14 protein-coding genes are annotated in these 16,277 nt (G+C 74.5%); 2 read left to right on the top strand and 12 right to left on the bottom strand.

Annotation, left to right across the window (positions count from 1 at the left end; all coding sequences use genetic code 11):
• Positions 1-20: 20 nt before the first annotated feature.
• Genes M0638_RS15200 through phnG form a run of 7 tightly spaced genes read right to left on the bottom strand, consistent with a single transcriptional unit; the run spans position 21 to position 5,914 of the window.
• On the bottom strand, positions 21-1,163 hold the full coding sequence (locus tag M0638_RS15200) for an alpha-D-ribose 1-methylphosphonate 5-triphosphate diphosphatase (RefSeq protein ID WP_248667845.1): 1,143 nt from the start codon (positions 1,161-1,163) through the stop codon (positions 21-23).
• Positions 1,163-1,897 (bottom strand): phosphonate C-P lyase system protein PhnL, encoded by a 735-nt coding sequence (gene phnL / locus M0638_RS15195; RefSeq protein ID WP_456316042.1) that lies wholly within the window; start codon positions 1,895-1,897, stop codon positions 1,163-1,165. Before phnL ends, M0638_RS15200 begins: the two co-directional genes overlap by 1 nt.
• Complete coding sequence (phnK, locus tag M0638_RS15190; RefSeq protein ID WP_248667844.1) at positions 1,894-2,673, bottom strand: phosphonate C-P lyase system protein PhnK; 780 nt, start codon at positions 2,671-2,673, stop codon at positions 1,894-1,896. Before phnK ends, phnL begins: the two co-directional genes overlap by 4 nt.
• Positions 2,670-3,566, bottom strand: a complete 897-nt coding sequence (locus tag M0638_RS15185) for an alpha-D-ribose 1-methylphosphonate 5-phosphate C-P-lyase PhnJ (RefSeq protein ID WP_248667843.1) — start codon at positions 3,564-3,566, stop codon at positions 2,670-2,672. Before M0638_RS15185 ends, phnK begins: the two co-directional genes overlap by 4 nt.
• Positions 3,563-4,729, bottom strand: a complete 1,167-nt coding sequence (locus tag M0638_RS15180; protein WP_248667842.1) for a carbon-phosphorus lyase complex subunit PhnI — start codon at positions 4,727-4,729, stop codon at positions 3,563-3,565. The genes M0638_RS15185 and M0638_RS15180 overlap by 4 nt, the downstream gene beginning before the upstream one ends.
• Positions 4,730-4,733: 4 nt before the next feature.
• On the bottom strand, positions 4,734-5,399 hold the full coding sequence (phnH, locus tag M0638_RS15175) for a phosphonate C-P lyase system protein PhnH (protein WP_248667841.1): 666 nt from the start codon (positions 5,397-5,399) through the stop codon (positions 4,734-4,736).
• The gene (phnG, locus tag M0638_RS15170; RefSeq protein WP_248667840.1) at positions 5,399-5,914 is read right to left on the bottom strand and encodes a phosphonate C-P lyase system protein PhnG; all 516 of its coding nucleotides are present in this window, start codon (positions 5,912-5,914) and stop codon (positions 5,399-5,401) included. Before phnG ends, phnH begins: the two co-directional genes overlap by 1 nt.
• Positions 5,915-6,023: 109 nt before the next feature.
• Here phnG and phnF point away from each other — a divergent pair, with 109 nt between their 5' ends.
• Positions 6,024-6,752, top strand: a complete 729-nt coding sequence (gene phnF / locus M0638_RS15165) for a phosphonate metabolism transcriptional regulator PhnF (RefSeq protein ID WP_248667839.1) — start codon at positions 6,024-6,026, stop codon at positions 6,750-6,752.
• Positions 6,753-6,837: 85 nt separating this feature from the next.
• On the opposite strand, the gene M0638_RS15160 is transcribed toward phnF, so the two are convergent.
• Positions 6,838-8,043 carry an MFS transporter gene (locus M0638_RS15160; RefSeq protein WP_248667838.1) on the bottom strand — a complete coding sequence of 402 codons (1,206 nt, stop codon included), beginning with the start codon at positions 8,041-8,043 and terminating at the stop codon, positions 6,838-6,840.
• A gap of 574 nt (positions 8,044-8,617) precedes the next feature.
• Between M0638_RS15160 and M0638_RS15155 the strand changes: the two genes are divergently transcribed.
• Positions 8,618-10,048, top strand: a complete 1,431-nt coding sequence (locus tag M0638_RS15155) for a cyclic nucleotide-binding domain-containing protein (protein WP_248667837.1) — start codon at positions 8,618-8,620, stop codon at positions 10,046-10,048.
• 84 nt (positions 10,049-10,132) lie between these two features.
• On the opposite strand, the gene M0638_RS15150 is transcribed toward M0638_RS15155, so the two are convergent.
• The 4 genes from M0638_RS15150 to M0638_RS29115 all read right to left on the bottom strand — a co-directional run bounded on the left by M0638_RS15150 (position 10,133) and on the right by M0638_RS29115 (position 16,172).
• Positions 10,133-11,917, bottom strand: a complete 1,785-nt coding sequence (locus tag M0638_RS15150) for an acyl-CoA dehydrogenase C-terminal domain-containing protein (protein ID WP_248667836.1) — start codon at positions 11,915-11,917, stop codon at positions 10,133-10,135.
• Between the two features lie 13 nt (positions 11,918-11,930).
• The gene (locus M0638_RS15145) at positions 11,931-14,276 is read right to left on the bottom strand and encodes a 3-hydroxyacyl-CoA dehydrogenase/enoyl-CoA hydratase family protein (protein ID WP_248667835.1); all 2,346 of its coding nucleotides are present in this window, start codon (positions 14,274-14,276) and stop codon (positions 11,931-11,933) included.
• The gene (locus tag M0638_RS15140; RefSeq protein ID WP_248667834.1) at positions 14,273-15,412 is read right to left on the bottom strand and encodes a thiolase family protein; all 1,140 of its coding nucleotides are present in this window, start codon (positions 15,410-15,412) and stop codon (positions 14,273-14,275) included. The genes M0638_RS15145 and M0638_RS15140 overlap by 4 nt, the downstream gene beginning before the upstream one ends.
• A gap of 76 nt (positions 15,413-15,488) precedes the next feature.
• Positions 15,489-16,172 carry a MerR family transcriptional regulator gene (locus M0638_RS29115; protein WP_345893036.1) on the bottom strand — a complete coding sequence of 228 codons (684 nt, stop codon included), beginning with the start codon at positions 16,170-16,172 and terminating at the stop codon, positions 15,489-15,491.
• Positions 16,173-16,277: the final 105 nt, after the last annotated feature.

Raw genomic sequence — 16,277 nt, 5'->3', positions numbered from 1 at the left:
CAACAAGCCGACGGTGCCCGTCAGGAGACCCGCCGGCCCTCGCGCCACACCTGCCGCACCACCGGCATCTCGCCCGCCAGCCGCACCCGCACCAGGTCGGCGCGCCGGCCGATGGCCAGCTCGCCCCGGTCCGTCAGCCCCGTGGCCCGGGCCGGGTTGGCGGTCACGCAGGCGATGGCCTGCGGCAGGCTGATGGACGGCACCCGGCGCGGCAGTTCGAAGGCGGCCATCAGCAGGCTGCCCGGCACGTAGTCCGAGGAGAGGATGTCGAGCATCCCGGCTTCCGCCAGCGCCTCGGCCGAGACGTTGCCGGAGTGGGAGCCGCCGCGCAGCAGGTTGGGCGCGCCCATCACGATGGTGATGCCCTGGGCGTGACAGGCGGTGGCGGCCTCCGGCGTGGTGGGGAATTCGGCGAGGCTCACGCCTTCCGCCACGGCCTGCGCCACGTCGGCCTCGGTGGTGTCGTCGTGGCTGGCGAGCGGCAGCCGGTGGCGGCGGGCGAATTCCACCAGCCGGGGGCGCATCTCGGCGGTCAGCGCGGCCCCCTTGGCCATGCGGCGCTCGGTGCCGGCGCGGATCTCCTCCTGGCTGCGGCCGGTCTTGCGGGCGTAGATGAAGTACTTGTCGAGGTCACGGAACTGGCGCTGCCCCGGCGTGTGGTCCATCAGCGAGAGCAGGCCGATGCGGTGCGCGCCGGCGAACCGCTCCAGCGATTCCATCACGTCCGTGGTCGGCATCTCGCAGCGCAGATGCGTGCGGTGGGAGGCGCGCAGCACCTCGTGCCGGCGCGCCTCGTCCAGCGTCTCGGCCAGGGTGAACAGCTCGCCGCCGAGGCCGCCGCCATCGGGGTCGTTGCCGACGCGCAGGCTGTCGAACACGGTGGTGATGCCGGCGGCCGCGATCTGCGCGTCGTAGGCGAGCACGGCGCCGAGCGGGTGCCAGCGCACCTTGGGGCGCGGCATGTAGTGGGTTTCCAGGTGGTCGGTGTGCAGCTCGACCAGCCCGGGCAGCAGCAGGTCGCCGCCGAGGTCGAGGCCGCGCTCCGGCGCCCGCCCCTCGCCGATCTCCTCGATCCGCCCCTCGCTGACCGCGATCCAGCCGCGCTGCACGCGGTCCGGCAGGACCAGCGTGGCGTTCTCGACGACGTCGTGGATGTCTGACATCAGGCGGCCTCGGCCTCAGCGGCGGGAAGGTCGGCGGCGGGGGCGAAGCGGGCGACGTCCAGCACCCGGTCGGCCACCGCGTCTCGCACCGCCGCGTCGTGGAAGATGCCGAGGATGGCGGTGCCGGCGGCGCGCTTCTCGCGGATCAGCGAGACCACCACGTCGCGGTTGCGCGCGTCGAGCGAGGCGGTGGGCTCGTCGAGCAGCAGCAGCGGCCGGTCGGCGGCGAGGCCGCGGGCGATGTTCACGCGCTGCTGCTCGCCGCCCGAGAAGGTGGCGGGCGGCAGGTCCCACAGCCGCTCCGGCAGGTTCAGCAGCGAGAGCAGGCGCCGCGCCCGCTCCCGCGCCGCCGCAGCGTCCAGCCCGCCCTCCCGCGCCGCCGCCGCCACGAGGTCGAGCGCGCCGACGCGCGGGATGACGCGCAGGAACTGGCTGACATAGCCCATCACGTCGCGGCGCAGCGCCAGCACGCGGCGCGGCGCGGCGGTGGCGACATCCACCCATTCGGCGCCGTCGCGCACGCGGATGCTGCCGTGGTCGCAGCGGTAATTGCCGTGGATCATCCGCAGCAGCGAGGACTTCCCCGTGCCGGAGGGGCCGCCGAGCGCCACGCACTCGCCGGGGGAGAGCGAGAGCGAGACCCCTTCCAGCACCGGCAGACGGGCGCCGCCGCGCAGGTGCAGGGTGAAGGTCTTGCCGACGCCGTCGAGAAGAAGGATCGGTTGCATGCTCATGCCGCCAGCACCGAGGAGACGAGAAGCTGGGTGTAGGGCTCGGCCGGGTCGTCCAGCACCTGGTCGGTGAGCCCCGTCTCGATGACGCGGCCGCGCCGCATCACCATGATCCGGTGCGAGAGCAGCCGCGCCACGGCGAGGTCGTGCGTCACGATCACCACGGCGAGGCCCAGCTCGGCCACCAGCCCGCGCACCAGATCGAGCAGACGCGCCTGCACCGAGACGTCGAGGCCCGAGGTCGGCTCGTCCATCAGCACGAGGCGGGGCGCGGTGACGAGGTTGCGCGCGATCTGCAGGCGCTGGCGCATGCCGCCCGAGAAGGCGCGCGGCGTGTCGTCGATGCGCGCCACGTCGATCTCGACCCGGCGCAGCCACTCGGCCGCGGTGCCGCGTATCTCGCCGTAGTGGCGCCGGCCGAGCGCCATCAGCCGCTCGCCCACATTGCCCCCGGCCGAGACCGCCATGCGCAGGCCCTGCGTCGCGTCCTGCCGGATGAAGCCCCATTCGGTGCGGGCCAGCAGGCGCCGCTCCGCCTCGCCCATGGCGCCCAGCTCGCGCGCCGTGCCGTCGCGCAGCCGGTACAGGAGGCGGCCGGCATCGGGGCGCAGCTCCTGCGCCAGCAGCGAGAGCAGGGTGGACTTGCCTGAGCCGGACTCGCCCACCACCGCCAGCACCTCGCCCGGGTACAGGTCGAAGGCGACGTCGGCGCAGCCGAGCCGGGCGCCGTAGTGCCTCGTCAGGCCCTCGACGGAGAGGAGGGGCAGGTCGTCGTTCATGGCGCGGCCTCCTCCTCGCCGGGACCGACATGGCCCTCGGCGCGGCGCGTGGCGCAGTGGTCGGTGTCGGAGCAGACGAACAGGCGCCGGCCGCGATCGTCCAGCACCACCTCGTCGAGATAGGAATCGGCGGCGCCGCAGAGGGCGCAGGGCCGGTCGAAGCGCTGCACCTCGAAGGGATGGTCGGCGAAGTCGAGGCTGCGCACCCGCGTGTGCGGCGGCACGGCGTAGATTCGCCGCTCCCGCCCCGCGCCGAACAATTGCAGCGCGGCGCAGTCGTCCATCTTCGGATTGTCGAATTTCGGCGTCGGCGAGGGGTCCATCACGTAGCGGCCGGAGACCTCCACCGGATAGGCGTAGGTGGTGGCGATGTGGCCGTGCCGCGCGATGTCCTCGTAGAGCTTCACGTGCATCAGCCCATATTCCGCCAGCGCGTGCAGGCGGCGCGTCTCGGTCTCGCGCGGCTCCAGGAAGCGCAGCGGCTCCGGGATCGGCACCTGGAACACCAGCACCTGGCCGGCGCGCAGCGTCGCCTCCGGGATGCGGTGGCGGGTCTGGATCACCGTCGCCTCGGCGGTGCGGGTGGTGGTGGCGACGCCGGCGGTGCGCTCGAAGAATTGCCGGATGGAGACGGCGTTGGTGGTGTCGTCGGCGCCCTGGTCGATCACCTTCAGCACGTCGTCCGGCCCGAGCACGGCGGCCGTCACCTGCACCCCGCCCGTGCCCCAGCCATAGGGCATGGGCATCTCGCGGCTGGCGAAGGGCACCTGGTAGCCGGGGATCGCCACCGCCTTGAGGATGGCGCGGCGGATCATCCGCTTCGTCTGCTCGTCGAGATAGGCGAAATTGTAGCCGGCGAGCGCCTGCTCGCGGGTCTCGCTCACGGCGCTCATTCAGCGGCCTCCTGGAAGGGTTCGGCGGCATCGTCGGATGCCGCGCCGGTCGCCGCCTCGCGCGCGGCGTACCGCGCCGCGTGCTCGGCGCGCAGCCGGCGCAGCAGCACCAGCTCGGCCTGGAAATCGACGTGGTGCGGCAGCTTCAGGTGCTCGACGAAGCCGGTCGCCTGCAGGCTGTCGCAGTGGGAGAGCACGAATTCCTGGTCCTGCGCCGGGGCGCTGGTCTCCTCGCCCAGCTCCTCGGCGCGCAGGGCGCGGTCCACCAGCGCCATCGCCATGGCCTTGCGCTCGGACTGGCCGAAGGCGAGGCCGTAGCCGCGGGTGAATTGCGGCGGCCGCTCGGCGGAGCCGTGGAACTGGTTCACCATCTCGCACTCGGTCACGGCGACGCGGCCGAGTGGCACCGGGAAGCCCAGCTCCTCGGGCGTGAATTCCAGCGCCACCTCGCCGTGGCGGATCTCGCCGGCGAAGGGGTGGGTGCGGCCGAAGCCGCGCTGCGTGGAGTAGCCGAGCGCCAGCACGAAGCCCTCGTCGCCGCGCGCCAGGGCCTGCAGGCGCAGCGCCCGGTCGGCGGGGTAGGAGACGGGCTCGCGCGTCAGGTCCGGCACCGGCGCGTCCGGGTCGTCCGTGCCGCCCGATTCGATCAGCCCCTCCTCGCCGAGCAGCGAGGCGACGCGCGGCATGCGCGCGCCGTTCGCCAGCGTCTCCACGGGCGTCTCCACGGGCGCCTCGGCGGGCGGGGGCGGCGGCAGGCCGGCGGCGAGGGTGAAGTCCAGCAGCCGGTGCGTGTAGTCGAAGGTCGGCCCCAGCACCTGCCCGCCCGGCAGGTCCTTGAAGATCGCCGAGACGCGGCGGCGCACCCGCATCGCGCCGGTGTCGATCGGCTCGGCGGCGCCGAAGCGCGGCAGGGTGGTGCGGCAGGCGCGCAGCAGGAACACCGCCTCCACCACGTCGCCGCGCGCCTGCTTGATCGCCAGCGCGGCGAGGCCGGGGTCGTAGAGCGAGCCCTCGGTCATCACCCGCGCCACCAGCAGGCTCATCTGCTCCCCGATCTGGTCGAGGCCCAGCTCCGGCACCGACGGGTCGCCGCGGCGCTCATGCGCCAGCAGGCGGTGGGCGTTGGCGATGGCGGCCTCGCCGCCCTTCACGGCCACGTACATGGCGTCAGCCCTCCGCGACGAGCCGGGTGGAGCGCGGCAGCCCGGCCACCAGGCCCGGCGCCGCCAGCAGATGGTCCAGCCCGAGCGGGAAGCCGGCCGCGTTGCGCCGCAGCCGCGCGGCGAAGTCGGCCGGCAGGGGGCCGGCGCCGAGGCGGACGCGCCCGGGGATGCCGGGGCCCGCCAGGGTCATGCCGATCCCCTCCGTCAGGTGGCCGACCGCCAGCACCAGCGTGGTGGAACGGTCCGGATCCTCCGGCGTGCCCTCGGCGAAGGCCTCGGGCGGCGGGCAGTCGGCGGGGTCGGCGACCAGGGCGAAGGCGGCGGCGGCCGGGTCCGTCACGACCGGCGCGCCGGTGTGGAAGCGCAGGAAGGCGGCGACGTCGGGCGCGGCGGCGAGCCGCGCGTCGAGCCAGAGCGGCGCCTCGTGGTCGGCCAGCGCCAGCGCGATGGCGGCGAGTTCCGGCGTCAGCGGGCGCGGGGCGTCGGCCAGCCCGGCGAGGCGCTGCGGCTGGCCGGGACGGGCGAGCGCCTCCAGCACCGCGCGGAACACGCGCTGGGAATCGAGGGAGGGCTCGGCGAAGCCCAAGGGGATGGCGGCCGGGATGGTGCCAGGGACGGCGGGCGGGATGGCGGGCGGGATGGCCTCGGGGGCGGCGTTCATGGCGGGCATCAGTCCTCCCCGCGGACCAGGGTGAAGAATTCGACCTTGGTCGCGGCGGTGCGGCGCGCCGCCAGCGCCTCGGCCTCGGCGAGCCGGCGGGCGACCGGCGCCAGCGCCCGCTCCACCGCCGCGCGCCGCGCCGGCACCTGCCACAGCGCGTCCAGCGTCGCGGCGGCACGCGCCCGCTCGGCGTCGCGGCCGAGATGGTAGGCGAAGCCGGTCTCGCCGCCCGCCAGCCGGATCGCGGCGCGCGTCACCGTCGCCTCGCCCAGGTTGAAGCGGGCGCCGTCGCCGCCGACGCGGCCGCGCGCCATCACCAGCCCGGTCTCGGGGCGGCGCAGCTCGGTGAGCGGGCCGGTCGGGCCCAGCGCGTCCAGCGCGGCGCGCAGTTCCGGCAGCGTGGCCTCGGCGCAGAGCGCCATGGCGGCGCGGCGCGCCTCCGTGTGCGCCCCGGCGTGGGCCTCGGCGTGGGTCCCGGTCGCGGGCGAAGGGCCGGAAGTCCCGGCCCGGGATTCGGATGGCACGGTTCGGGCTCCCATCCCTGAACAACTTGTCTGCTCTAATAGACAAATCGGCGGGCCCGTGGGAAGTGAAGCCTTGATGACGCGATGCGGATCTGGGACGCCTGCCGCCATGGACACCCCGCTGCCACGCGATGCCGGCGTCGCCGCCTGGAAGCAGATCGCCGACGCGCTGGAGGCCGGGATCGCCGCCGGCCGCCCCGGCCCGGGCGAGCGCCTGCCCACCGAGGCGCAATTCGCCGCCCGCTTCGGCGTCAACCGTCACACGGTGCGCCGCGCCCTCGCCGCGCTGGCCGAGCGCGGGCTGATCCGCTCCGCGCAGGGCAGCGGCAGCTTCGTGGAGGCGGCGCCGCTGCGCTACCCGATCGGCGCGCGCACCCGCTTCTCGGAGATCGTCTCCGGCGCCGGGCGGGAGGCCTATGGCGACCTGATCGCCGCCACCGAGGTCCCGGCCGGCGCGGCGCTGGCGGCGGCGCTCGGCATCGCGGCCGGGGCGCCGGTGCTGGAGATGCTGACGCGCCACCGCGCCGACGGCACGCCGATCTCGATGGGCCGCGCCTGCCTGCCCCTGCCCCGCTTCGCCGGCATCGACCGCGCCTATGCCGAGGCGGGCTCGCTGACCCGCGCCTACGCGGCCTTCGGCGTGACGGACTACCGGCGGCTGGAGACGCGGATCACCGCCCGCCCGGCGGATGCCGCCGAGGCCGCGCTGCTGGAGCTGGCGCCCGGGCGGGTGGTGCTGGTGACGGAGAGCGTCAACCTCGACCAGCACGGCGTGCCGATCCAGGCGACGCGCTCGCAATTCGCGGCGGACCGGGTGGAGCTGGTGGTGACGGGGTGAAGGGATCGAAGGCCGGGGCCGTTCCGGCACGATCCGGCCGGGTCGGAACCGCTCCGGGACGGGCCGAACGGCCCTGCCGCGCGGATCAGTCCGCCGCCTGGCCCAGCGCCGCCTGGCCCAGCATCGCCTCCCGCCGCGCGGCCTGCCGGTCCAGCCGGTACGACCAAAGCGCGAAGCCCAGCGCCACGAGGGCGACGGCGGCGCCGATCAGCGGGATCTCCGCATAGCCCACCCCGGCGCCGATCGCGACGCCGCCGATCCAGGCACCGGCCGCGTTGCCGATGTTGAACACGCCCTGGTTCACGGTGGAGGCGAGGTTGGGTGCGTCGCGCGCCTCGTTCACCACCCGGATCTGCAGCGGCGAGACCAGGGCGAAGGCCAGCGCGCCCCAGGCGAACAGCGTCAGCAGCGCCGGCGTCGCCCGCGCCGCGGTGACGGAGAAGCCCGCCAGCACCGCCGCCAGCGCCACGAACAGGCCGATCACCGAGGGCATCAGCCGCCAGTCCGCCATCCGGCCGCCGATCAGGTTGCCGACCGTCAGCCCGACGCCGAACAGCAGCAGCGCCGCCGTGGTCCAGTCCTGCGAGAGGCCGGTGACGTGCTGGAGCAGCGGCGCGATGTAGGTGAAGACGCTGAACAGGCTGGCCGAGGCGAGGGCCGAGACCAGCATCGCCAGCAGCACCTGCCGCCCGGCCAGGGCGCGCAGCTCCCGCCGCAGCGCCACGGGCTCCGCCTTCAGCCCGGCGGGCAGCCAGAGCGCCAGCGCCGCCGCGGCGAGCAGCCCGATCGCCACCACCGCCCAGAAGGTGGCGCGCCAGCCCAGCGCGTTGCCGAGCGCCGTGCCCAGCGGCACGCCGAGCACGTTGGCCAGAGTCAGGCCCGAGAACATCAGCGAGACGGCCTGCGCCCGCCGGTTCGGCGCCACCAGCGCCGAGGCCACCACCGCCCCGGTGCCGAAGAAGGCGCCGTGGCAGAAGGCCGTCACCACGCGCGCCGCCATCAGCGTCCAGTAGCCGGGGGCGAGGGCGCAGAACAGGTTGCCCACGATGAAGATGCCGATCAGCAGCAGCAGCGCCGCCTTGCGCGGCAGCCTTCCGGTGGCGACGGCCAGGAGGGGCGCGCCCACCGCCACGCTGAGCGCGTAGCCCGAGACCAGCAGGCCGGCCGAGGGGATGCCGACATGCAGGTCCGTCGCCAGCTCGGGCAGCAGGCCCATGATGACGAACTCGGTGGTGCCGATGCCGAAGGAGGCGACGGCGAGGGCGAGGATCGGCAGGGAGAGGACGGGCATCGGGGCATTTCCGGCATTGCTGCGGTGCAGCATCACCTTGTGGACCGGTGCGGGGCGGATCAACCCTGGCGCGGCAGGCTTCGCGCGTTAGTGAAAACGTTTTCTGATGGCCATCGAAGGATAGTCGTCGAAGGATGGTCGACGGCGGATGGTCGACGGCCGACGGCGCGGGCGGCGGGACGGGCATGCACGCGATGGCCGTCGGTCGGCCGGCGTCGGCCATCGGTCGGCAGGGCAACGGTCCGGCGGGCCGGAGCCGTCGGCGCGGGGCGGCAGCCGGCCGCCGCTCCGGCCTGCCCCGGCCGCACGGCGGGCCGGCTCCCGCCCTCCACCGCCCCCGCACGGGCCATCCCACGCGGGCATCACCTCGCCGAACCACCCGCCCGGACCGCCGGACAGGACCCGCTGGACAGGACCGCGCCGATGGCTGATTGCAGGCAGTGCGCGATCCGGCGGCCGGATTCGGGCCGCCGGGTCTCCCGGCCCCCGGTGGGGGATGGCGCGGGGGATGGCGCGGGGGCGGGACGGGAAACGGCGCGGCCAATCGGGGCGAGACGGCCGGAACGGGGTGTCGATGTCGCGTGGCTACCGGCCGCTGATCGGCCCGCTGCTGCTCTCCCTGCTCGGCTTCCTCGCCTACGCGCTCGCCGCGCCGGTGACGGCATGGCTGCGGCTCGACCCCGAGGGCATGGCCGCCTCGGTGCTGCGCGACGGGACCGGCGCCGGCGCCTGGCTGGCCCTCGCCTGGGCCGGCGCGAGGCTGCTGGCCCTGCTGCTCCAGGGCCATCCGCGCCTGCTGACCGACCTGCTGACCGCGGCGCTGTTCGCCGCCACCGTGGTCGCGATCCTGCTGCTGGTGTTCGAGTGGCCCGCCACCGGGCTGATCGCCACCTCCTCCGTCACCATCGCCGTGGTCGGCTTCGCGCTGCGCAACATCATCGGCGACGTGTTCTCGGGCATCGCCCTCGGCGTGGAGCGGCCCTACCGCGACGGGGACTGGATCGAGGCGGCGGACGGGTACACGGGCCGCGTGGTGGAGGTGAACTGGCGCGCCACCCGGCTGCGCTCGCGCGAGGGCATCACCCACATCGTGCCCAACGGGCTGATCGCCGGGCGGCGGCTGACCAATTACGGCGCGTCCGAGACCGGCCCCGGCGGGGGGCCGGGGAATGGCGGCGGGGGCGGCAGCTACCGCACCTCCCTGCGCGTGCCGATCGACGCCGCCGTGCCGGTGGACCGGGCGCGGCGCATCCTGCTCGGCGCGGCGCTGGACGCGGCACGGCAATTCCCCGACCTCGCGCCGATCGTGCAGCTCACCGAGTTCGTGGACGGCGCGGCGATGTACCGCGTGGTGTTCATGGTGCCCGACTACGGGCGCGAGGTGCCCTGCCGCGATGCCGTCGCCACCGCCGTGCTGCGCGCCCTGCAGCAGGCCGGGCTCGGCCTGCCCCGGCGCGACGTGGACGTCCACCTCGCCCGGCCGGACCCGGCGATGGCGCGGCCGCGGCGCGAGACGCTGCTGCGCAACGTCGAGCTGTTCCGCCCCTTCGAGGGCGGCGAGTTCGCCGAGCTCGCCGCGCACATGGCGCCGCGCACCCTGCGCCAGGGCGAGCGGCTGATGCGGCAGGGCGAGGAGGGGCAGTCGCTCTACATCCTGGCCGAGGGGGTGCTCGACATCCTGGTCAGCCGCGACGGCGGCGAGGCGGTGGCGATCGACCGCCACGTGCCCGGCGCCGTGCTCGGCGAGATGTCGCTGCTGACCGGGCAGCCGCGCAGCGCCACCGTGGTCGCCGTGACCGACGCCGTGGTGTACGAGGTGCGCCGGGAGCATCTCGACCCGATCCTGCGGCGGCGCCCCGAGATCGGCGACGGGCTGGCGACGATCATGGCCGAGCGGCAGGCGCGCCTGCACCGGCACAGCCAGGTGCCGGAGGAGCAGCGCCCGGCGCCGCCGAGCCGCGAGGACCTGCTCGGCCGGCTGCGCGCCTTCTTCCACCTGCGCTGAGGCGTCCGGCCCGCCGCGCCGCCGCGCGCCGGCCCCACTCGGGGAGCGGGCGGCGCCGGCCGCGCCCTGCGCTTCGCCGCCGCCTCAGAACGCGGCGTCCTCCATCGCCCGCAGCGTCTCGCCGCCCGCCAGGATGGCGGCCGAGAGCGCGCCGGTCTGCGGCAGGATGCGCGCGAAGAAGAAGCGCGCTGTGGCGAGCTTGGCCTTGTGGAAATCGGCGTCCCCGCCCTCCAGCCCGCGCAGCGACGCCTCCGCCATGCGCGCCCAGACATGGCCGAGTGCCGTCAGCCCGAACAGGCGCAGGTAGTCGGTCGCGGCGGCGCCGGCCTCGAACGGGTCGGCGAAGCCGCGCCGCGCCACCTCGGCGGTGCATTGCTGCAGCCGGCCGAAGGCCTTGGACAGCGGCAGGATGAACTCGGCCATCGCCTCGTCCTCGCCGCGGCTCTCGATGTAGTCGAGCACCGGGTGGAAGAAGCGGCGCAGGTAGCGCCCGGCATGGGCGGGCAGCTTGCGGCCGACCAGGTCGAGCGCCTGGATGCCGTTCGTGCCCTCGTAGATCTGCGCGATGCGGGCGTCGCGCACGTACTGCTCCATGCCCCATTCGCGGATGTAGCCGTGCCCGCCCAGCACCTGCATGCCGAGATTGGCCGCCTCCGAGCCGAGATCGGTGAACAGCGCCTTCACCACCGGCGTCAGCAGCGCGACATAGTCCTCGGCCTCCTGCCGCGTCGCCGGGTCGGTGCTGCGGGTGGCGACGTCCTGCTCCAGCGCCGTCAGCAGGCCGAGGGCGCGGCAGCCCTCGATGGAGGCGCGCATGGTCAGCAGCATGCGGCGCACGTCGGGGTGGACGATGATCGGGTCGGCCGGCTTCTCCGGGTAGCGGGTGCCGCCCAGGGCGCGGCCCTGCAGCCGGTCCTTCGCGTAGGCGGCGGCGTTCTGGTAGCTGATCTCGGCGAGGCCGAGGCCCTGGATGCCGACCGCCAAGCGCTCCTCGTTCATCATGGCGAACATGGCGCGCAGGCCCTTGTGCGGCGCGCCCACCAGCCAGCCCGTCGCCTCGTCGAAATTCATCGCGCAGGTGGCGGAGGCCTTGATCCCCATCTTGTGCTCGATGGAGGCGCAGGAGACGCCGTTGCGCGCGCCGGGCTGGCCCTGCCCGTCGGGCAGGAATTTCGGCACCAGGAACAGGCTGATGCCCTTCACCCCCGGCGGCGCGTCCGGCAGCTTCGCCAGCACCAGGTGGACGATGTTCTCGGCGAGATCGTGCTCGCCCGCCGAGATGAAGATCTTGCTGCCGGTGATGCGGTAGCTGCCGTCGCCCTCCGGCACGGCCTTCGTGCGGATCAGGCCGAGATCGGTGCCGCAATGCGGCTCGGTCAGGCACATCGTGCCGGTCCACTCGCCCGAGACCAGCCGGGGCAGGTAGAGCGCCTTCAGCGCCTCCGAGCCGAAGGCGTGCAGCGCGGTGTAGGCGCCGTGCGACAGGCCCGGATACATGCCGAAGGAGAGGTTCGCGGAGCACATCATCTCCTCGAACAGCAGGCTCACCGTGCGCGGCAGGCCCTGGCCGCCGTATTCGGGGTCGCAGTGCAGCGCCGGCCAGCCGCCCTCGCGCAGCATGCGGTAGGCGTCGCGGAAGCCGGCGGGGGTGCGGACCACGCCGTTCTCGTAGTGGCAGCCCTCCTCGTCGCCGCTGCGGTTGAGGGGCAGCAGCACCTCCTCGCACAGCTTCGCCGCCTCCTCCATGATCGGGTCGACCAGCTCGGTCGTCACCTCCTCGCAGCCCGGCAGGGCACGCAGCCGTTCGAGATCGGCCACCTGCTCCAGCACGAAGCGCATGTCGCGCAGCGGCGCCTTGTAGCTCGGCATCGGTCCGGCCCTCTCAGTTGCGCAGCGGGCGGCCGGTCTCGAGCATGTGCTCGACCCGGGCCAGGGTGGCGGGGTGGCGCACCAGCGCCATGAAGGATTGCCGCTCGAGCTTCAGGATCGCGTCCTCGGGCGTCTCGTCGATGAAGTCGCCCCTGGCGCCGCCGGTCAGGGTCTCGGCGAGGTAGCCGCACACCACCACGTCGTGCGGCGTCGCCTTGCCGAGCTGCGCGAAGCCGTCCACGGCCAGGCGCAGCGCCGCCTGCCCGGTGGGGCCGGCGACGCGCAGCGTGCCGGGCTTCGGCGCCTCGTAGCCCTCCACCAGGGCCAGCGCGCGCGCCTTGGCGTCGGCCAGCAGCCGGTCACGGTTCATGGTGATGCCGTCGCCCTCGCGCAGCAGCAGCATCTCGCGCGCCTCGAAGGCGGACTTCGCCACCTGCGCGGTCGAGATCATCTCGAACACCTTCGAGAGCGGCGGCATCGGCCCCTTCGGCAGGCCGGGCGCGGCGGACCAGCGGCGCAGCATGGTGGTGCAGCCGCCCCAGCCCGGGATCAGCCCGACGCCGACCTCGACCAGCCCGATATAGCTCTCGGCATGCGCCTGCACCGCGTCGCAGTGCAGCAGCACCTCGCAGCCGCCGCCGAGCGCCATGCCGGAAGGGGCGCCGACCACCGGGAAGGGCGCCTCGCGCAGCGCCCGGTAGGCCTTCTGGCCGCCCTCCACCAGCCCTTCGATCTCGCCCCAGGCGGCGATGTTGGCGGCGAACAGGGCGAGGCCGAGATTGGCGCCGGCGGAGAAGTGCGAGCCCTCGTTGTGGATCACCAGCGCCCTGAACGCGCCCTTCCTGCCCATGCCGACGGCCTTGCCGATCAGCGCCAGGATGTCGGGGTCCATCGCGTTCATCTTGGTGTGGAATTCGAGGCAGGCGACGCCGTCCCCGATGTCCCACAGGCTGGCCGAGCCGTTGCGCGCCAGCGGCTTGCTTCGCCGCTTGACGTCGGCCAGCAGCAGCACGCCCTCGGGGCGGACCACGTCGTGGTAGTCGCCGTCCAGGCCGAGGAATTGCAGCGTGCCAGCCTCGGTGCGGTAGAAGGGCCGCTCGCCGGCGAGTTCCAGCAGCGGCGGCACCGGCCGGTCCGCCGCGCGCAGCGCCGCGGCGAGCCAGCCCGGGCCGAGCCGGTCGATCAGCTCGAACGGGCCGTACTTCCAGGCATAGCCGAGGCGCATCGCCGCATCGACGGCGGTGACGTCGTCGGCGATCTCCGGCACCAGCGAGGCGGCGTAGGCGAGCGTGTCGAGCAGCACGGCGCGGGCGTAGCGGCCGCCGCGATCCGGGTGCTCGGCCAGGGCGCGCAGGTTGCGCGAACCGAGGTCGAGGCTTTCCAGCGACGGCTTCGCGCTCGGCCGGTCCTCGCCGGTCCAGAGGTCGATGGCGCGCTTGAGGCTGTTGCCCTCGGCATCCTTCGCGCGCGTGTAGAAGCCGCCCTTGCCGCTCTTGCGGCCGGTGCGGCCGGCGGCGATCAGCCCCGTGATGGTCCCGTGCTCGCGGTGCAGGGCGCGGTAGGCGTCGCCTTCGGGCAGCGTCGCCAGCAGGCTGTTGGCGACGTGCGGCATCAGGTCGAGCCCGACCAGGTCGATCAGCCCGAACACGCCGGTCTTCGGGATGCCCATGGGCCGCCCGACCACCGCGTCCGCCTCCTCGATGGTCAGGCGCAGGTCGACGGCGTGGTTGATCGCCGATTGCAGCCACAGCGTGCCGATGCGGTTGGCGATGAAGCCCGGCGTGTCGCGGCACTCCACCACCGTCTTGCCCAGGGCGCGGTCGGCGAAGTCGCGGATCGCCGCCACGGCGTCGGGGCGGGTCGCCGGCCCGGCCACCAGCTCCAGCAGCCGCATGTAGCGCGGCGGGTTGAAGAAGTGGGTGATCAGGAAGTCGGCGGCGAAGCGGTCCGGCAGCCCGGCGGTCAGGTCGCGCAGCGGGATGGTGGAGGTGTTGGAGGAGACGATCGAGCCCGCCTTGCGCACCCCCTCCAGCCGCCCGTACAGGGCGCGCTTGAGGTCGGGGCGCTCCACGATCGCCTCGACGATCCAGTCGCATTCGGCGAGCTTCGCGAAGTCGGCGTCGAGGTCGCCCGGCTGCACCCGCTTCGCGGCGGCCCTGTGCATGAAGGGCGCCGGATCGGCCTTCAGCATGGTCTGCACCGCCCTGGCGGCGGCGCCCGGCACGATGTCGAGCAGCAGCACCGGCGTGCCGGCATTGGCGATCTGCGCCGCGATGCCCGCGCCCATCACGCCGGCGCCGATCACCGCGGCGCGGCGGATCGCCGGCGGGTGAGCCCCTTCCTGGCCGGCCGCGCTCATGCCACGCTCTCCAGCACCGTCGCGATGCCCTGGCCGCCGCCGATGCACTGCGTCGCCAGCGCGTAGCGGCCGCCCTCGCGCTGCAGCAGCGCCGCCGCCTTGCCGACGATGCGCGCGCCCGTCGCCCCCAGCGGGTGGCCGAGCGCGATGGCGCCGCCGTCGATGTTCACCTTGGCCGGATCGAGCCCCAGCTCGCGCATGCAGGCGATGGCCTGGCTGGCGAAGGCCTCGTTCAGCTCCACCACGTCGAGGTCGCGCGCCGCGATGCCGGCCCGCGCCAGCGCCTTGCGCGAGGCGCCGATCGGGCCGAGCCCCATCACCTCGGGCGAGCAGCCGGAGACGGCGATCGACTTCACCCGCGCGAGCGGCGTCATGCCCCGCGCCTTCGCATGCGCCGCGCTGCACACCAGCAGGGCCGAGGCGCCGTCGGTCAGCGGCGAGGAGGTGCCGGCGGTGACGGTGCCGTCGGCGCGGAAGGCGGGCTTGAGCGCGGCGAGGCCCTCGGCCGTGGTCCCCTCGCGGATGCAGCCATCCTGCGCGACGGTGCCCTTGCCGGTGTCGATCGGCACGATCTCGGCGGCGAACCTGCCGGCCTCGCGCGCGGCGGCGGCGCGCCGCTGGCTCTCCACCGCGAAGGCCTCCTGCTCGGCGCGCGACACCTGATGGCGCGTCGCCACGTTCTCCGCCGTCTCCCCCATGTTCACGTAGGCGGCGGGGTAGCGCGCGGCGAGGCCGGGATGCGGCATCGGGTTGAAGCCCATCATCGGCACCCGCGTCATGCTCTCGACGCCGGCGCAGACGAAGGCCTCGCCCGCGCCCATGCGGATGGCGCCCGCCGCCTGGTGCACGGACTGCATGGAGGAGCCGCAGAAGCGGTTCACCGTCACCGCCCCCGCGCCCTGCGGCAGCCCGGCGAGGAAGGAGACGAGGCGGGCCACGTTCAGCCCCTGCTCGCCCTCCGGGAAGGCGCAGCCGAGGACCAGGTCCTCGATCGCCTCCGGATCGGCGCCGGAATCGGCGACCATGGCGCGCACCACCTGGGCGGCCATCTCGTCGGGGCGCACCCGGGCCAGATCGCCCTTGTGCGCGAGGTGGAAGGGAGATCGGCGATAGGCCGCGATCACCACGTCGGTCATGCCAGTGCTCCGTTCGCTGCCGCCGCCGGGGAGGTCCCTCGGGCGGCCGGGAAGGGCACCGTGGCCGCTTCCCTTCCTATTGAGACGTCTTCCGGCGGGAGGGCGGCGCCGCGCCGGCCTGCCGCTGCCGTTCCGCCGCCCTGGCCCGGGCCGCGCCCTGGGCTTTCCCCTGGGCTTCCCCTTGGGCTTCCCTCTGGGCTGCCCCCTGGGCCTTCCCAGGCGTGGCGCCCGGGGACATGCCGGCGGCTGTCGCCCGGTGCCGTTCCCGCGCGTCCTCCGGGGCTTCCGGTCGCGCTTCCGACGGCGCCGCCGTGGCCGGCTGCGCCACGGGCGCCGCCCCGGCCATGCCGTCGGCCGCTCCCGCGGCCACCCCGCCGGGGGCTTCCCGTTCCGATAGCGCCTCGGTCGCCTGCCGCTCGATGTCGCGCAACTCCCGCAGGGCCTGGTCGAGATCCTGGCGCTGCCGCTCCAGCAGCGCGACGCGCTCGCGCACCTTCTCCAGCAGCCGCCGCATCTGCCCGACCTGGCTGCGGTCCGTGTCGTAGAGGTCGAGGTACTCCCCGATCTCCTGCAGCGAGAAGCCCAGCCGCTTGCCGCGCAGGATCAGCATCAGCCGCGCCCGGTCGCGCCGGTCCAGCACCCGCGTGGTGCCGGCGCGGTTCGGCGCGATCAGACCCTGCGACTCGTAGAAGCGGATCGTGCGCGGGGTGATGCCCAGCTCCTCGGCGAGCTGGTTCACGGAGTAGAGCTGGCGCAGCATGCGGCGGTCCCGGAAGTGGCGGGGCGGTCTGCGGAACGGCCGGCGCGGCGGCGCCGCGCCTTTTCCCCTGGGCGCCGGCATTCTGCCCCCGCCATGCCGGGCCAC

It is taken from the genome of Roseomonas acroporae, assembly GCF_023223525.1.
Lineage (GTDB): Bacteria > Pseudomonadota > Alphaproteobacteria > Acetobacterales > Acetobacteraceae > Roseomonas_E > Roseomonas_E acroporae.
The sequence above is the reverse complement of the archived record's forward strand: the minus strand, read 5'-3'. Positions and strand labels throughout refer to the sequence as shown.